The 3,253-nt window shown below is 69.8% G+C and carries 2 protein-coding genes and 1 pseudogene; all 3 read right to left on the bottom strand.

What is annotated here, in order from left to right; genetic code table 11:
- Window positions 1–16: 16 nt before the first annotated feature.
- A complete protein-coding gene (gene sucD, locus AOK23_RS42515; protein WP_055523184.1) occupies window positions 17–901 on the bottom strand; it encodes a succinate--CoA ligase subunit alpha in 885 nt (294 codons plus the stop codon).
- A 19-nt stretch (window positions 902–920) separates the two neighbouring features.
- Entirely contained in the window at window positions 921–2,099 is a 1,179-nt protein-coding gene (gene sucC, locus AOK23_RS42510) for an ADP-forming succinate--CoA ligase subunit beta (RefSeq protein WP_055717727.1), read from the bottom strand.
- Between the two features lie 518 nt (window positions 2,100–2,617).
- Window positions 2,618–3,253 (bottom strand): annotated as a pseudogene (locus AOK23_RS42505) (hypothetical protein); the annotation flags it as partial.

Raw genomic sequence — 3,253 nt, 5'->3', positions numbered from 1 at the left:
GTTCAGCGTTCAGCGTTCAGCCGCCGAGGATCTCGCGCGCCAGCTTCGCCGTCTCGGTCGGGGTCTTGCCGACCTTGACGCCGGCGGCCTCGAGGGCCTCCTTCTTCGCGGCGGCCGTACCGGAGGAACCGGAGACGATGGCGCCGGCGTGGCCCATGGTCTTGCCCTCGGGCGCGGTGAAGCCCGCGACGTAGCCGACGACCGGCTTCTTCACGTTCGCCTTGATGAAGTCGGCGGCACGCTCCTCGGCGTCGCCACCGATCTCACCGATCATCACGATGAGGTCGGTGTCGGGGTCGGCCTCGAACGCGGCGAGCGCGTCGATGTGCGTGGTGCCGATGACCGGGTCGCCACCGATGCCGACGGCCGACGAGAAGCCGATGTCACGGAGCTCGTACATCATCTGGTACGTCAGCGTGCCGGACTTCGAGACGAGACCGATGCGGCCCGGCTTGGTGATGTCACCGGGGATGATGCCGGCGTTCGACTGACCGGGCGTGATCAGACCGGGGCAGTTGGGACCGATGATGCGGGTCTTGTTGCCCTTCTCGACCGCGTACGCGTAGAACGCGGCGGAGTCGTGCACCGCGATGCCCTCGGTGATGACGACCGCGAGGGGGATCTCCGCGTCGATGGCCTCGACGACGGCGGCCTTGGCGAAGGCCGGCGGCACGAAGAGGACGGATACGTTCGCGCCCGTCTTCTCAATCGCCTCGGCGACGGTGCCGAAGACCGGGATCTCGGTGCCGTCGACGTCGACGGTCGTGCCCGCCTTGCGGGGGTTCACGCCACCGACGATGTTCGTGCCGTCGGCCAGCATGAGCTTGGTGTGCTTCATGCCCGTGGCACCGGTCATGCCCTGGACGATGACCTTGCTGTCCTTGTTGAGGAAGATAGCCATGGCTGTGTGTCCTCGTCCCTTACTTCGCAGCCGCGAGCTCGGCGGCCTTGTCGGCCGCGCCGTCCATGGTGTCCACGCGCTGGACCAGCGGGTGGTTGGCGTCGGAGAGGATCTTGCGACCCAGCTCGGCGTTGTTGCCGTCGAGACGGACGACGAGGGGCTTGGTGACTTCCTCGCCCTTGTCCTTCAGCAGCTGCAGCGCCTGCACGATGCCGTTGGCGACCTCGTCGCACGCGGTGATGCCGCCGAAGACGTTGACGAAGACGGACTTGACGTCCGGGTCGCCGAGGATGATCTCCAGGCCGTTCGCCATGACGGCGGCGGAGGCGCCACCGCCGATGTCGAGGAAGTTGGCGGGCTTGACGCCACCGTGGTTCTCACCGGCGTACGCGACGACGTCCAGGGTGCTCATGACGAGACCCGCGCCGTTGCCGATGATGCCGACCTCGCCGTCGAGCTTGACGTAGTTGAGGCCCTTCTCCTTGGCGGCGGCCTCCAGCGGGTTGGCCGACGCCTTGTCCTGGAGCTCCTCGTGCGAGGGCTGACGGAACTCGGCGTTCTCGTCCAGGGAGACCTTGCCGTCGAGGGCGATGACATCGCCGGAGGCGACCTTCGCCAGCGGGTTGACCTCGACGAGGAGCGCGTCCTCGGCGACGAAGGTCTTCCACAGGGTGACGAGGATGTCGGCGACCTTGTCGGCGACCTCGGCCGGGAACTTCGCGGCCTCGACGATGCCGCGCGCGACCTCGGGGGTCACGCCCTCGTTGGCGTCGATCGGGGTCTTGGCGACGGCCTCGGGGCGGGTGGCCGCCACCTCCTCGATCTCCATGCCGCCCTCGACGGAGGCGATGGAGAGGAAAGTGCGGTTGGTGCGGTCGAGGAGGAAGGAGACGTAGTACTCCTCGACGATCTCCGGCGCGGTCTCGGCGATCATCACCTTGTGGACCGTGTGGCCCTTGATGTCCATACCGAGAATGTCCGTCGAACGGGCCACAGCCTCGTCCGGGGTGGCGGCGAGCTTCACGCCGCCGGCCTTGCCTCGACCACCGACCTTCACCTGAGCCTTGACGACAGACTTGCCGCCCAGCCGCTCGGTGATCTCGCGCGCCGCCTCAGGCGTGTCGATGACTTCACCGGCCAGCACCGGTACACCGTGCTTGGCGAAGAGGTCCCTCGCCTGGTACTCGAACAGGTCCACGCGCTTCCGTCCCTATCAGTGATCGCGGTTCGTTGGATGCGTGGGCGTGCCGCGAAGGGCAACGTGACGTCCGCCGAGAGTCACAAGGGAGGCGCACACGGTGTCCGAGCGCGCGGCATGTCCGTCTCGCAGGTTATCGCTGCTTCCGGGAGCCCCCTAAATCGCGCGTCACACCTGAGCGGTGATACCTGTCACATGATGCCGGGCTCACTGGCACGGCGTGCCGGATGTGAGCCGCATGTGCGCCATATTGCGGGGCCTCACCCGGCTGGGGTGCGCCCGGTGAGGCCCCTTTTCCGGGCCCTTCCTCGACTCGGGGAAGGGCCAGCGGCGGGTGATCGTCTCCCCAATGAGGACCACCCGCCCCTCTCCGTCGGCATCCACCCGAACCCGACCGACGGTTTTCGGCCGTCCGGGTCTCCACCGACGGAGAGCAACACTGGAGCAGCGCTACGGGCCGGACGCGTTCACCCGGCCCTCCCGCGCACCGGCCGAGCGGCACGATGCACGGGGCACGGTCACCGGCCGCGCGGGATGTAGCCCGGCGCGGTCGAGTCGGCGAGGGCCTCGACGCCGGTGACGGCGTTGCCGGCGAGCGGCGTGCCGGTCACCCGGACGGTCCCGGTGAGGTCCTCGGCGAACGGGGCGACCTGCCCGGCGACCGGGCCGACCTCGCCGGCGACACCGTGCGCGAAGGGGGTGACGCCCTCCACCACGCCGTACGCGAGGGGCGCGACACCGTCGGTCACGCCGTGCGCGAAGGGCGTCACGTCGTCCGTGACGCCGTACGCGAAGGGGGTGACGTCGTGCGCGACGCCGTGCGCGAGGGGGGTGACGTCGTGCGCGGCGCCGTAGGCGAAGGGCGCGGCGTCGCCCGCCACACCGTCGGCCAGGCCGGTCGCGCTCCCGGCGACACCGTCGGCCACGGGGCGGACGTAGCCGACGACCGCGTCCGCGACGGGCTGTACGGCGCCGACCGTGCCGTCCGCGAAACGCTGCGCGGCGCCGGCCGTGCCCTCGGCGAACGGATGCGCGGCACCGACCGTGCCGTCCACGAACGGCCTGGCCTCCTCCGCAACGAGCCGACCCGCGAACGGCGCCGCGTCCTCGGTGACCAACCGCCCGGCGAAGACCGCGGCGCCGTTCGCGGGTCG

This window comes from Streptomyces torulosus (assembly GCF_001419765.1).
Lineage (GTDB): Bacteria > Actinomycetota > Actinomycetes > Streptomycetales > Streptomycetaceae > Streptomyces > Streptomyces torulosus.
This window is presented reverse-complemented; position numbering and strand designations above follow the sequence as displayed.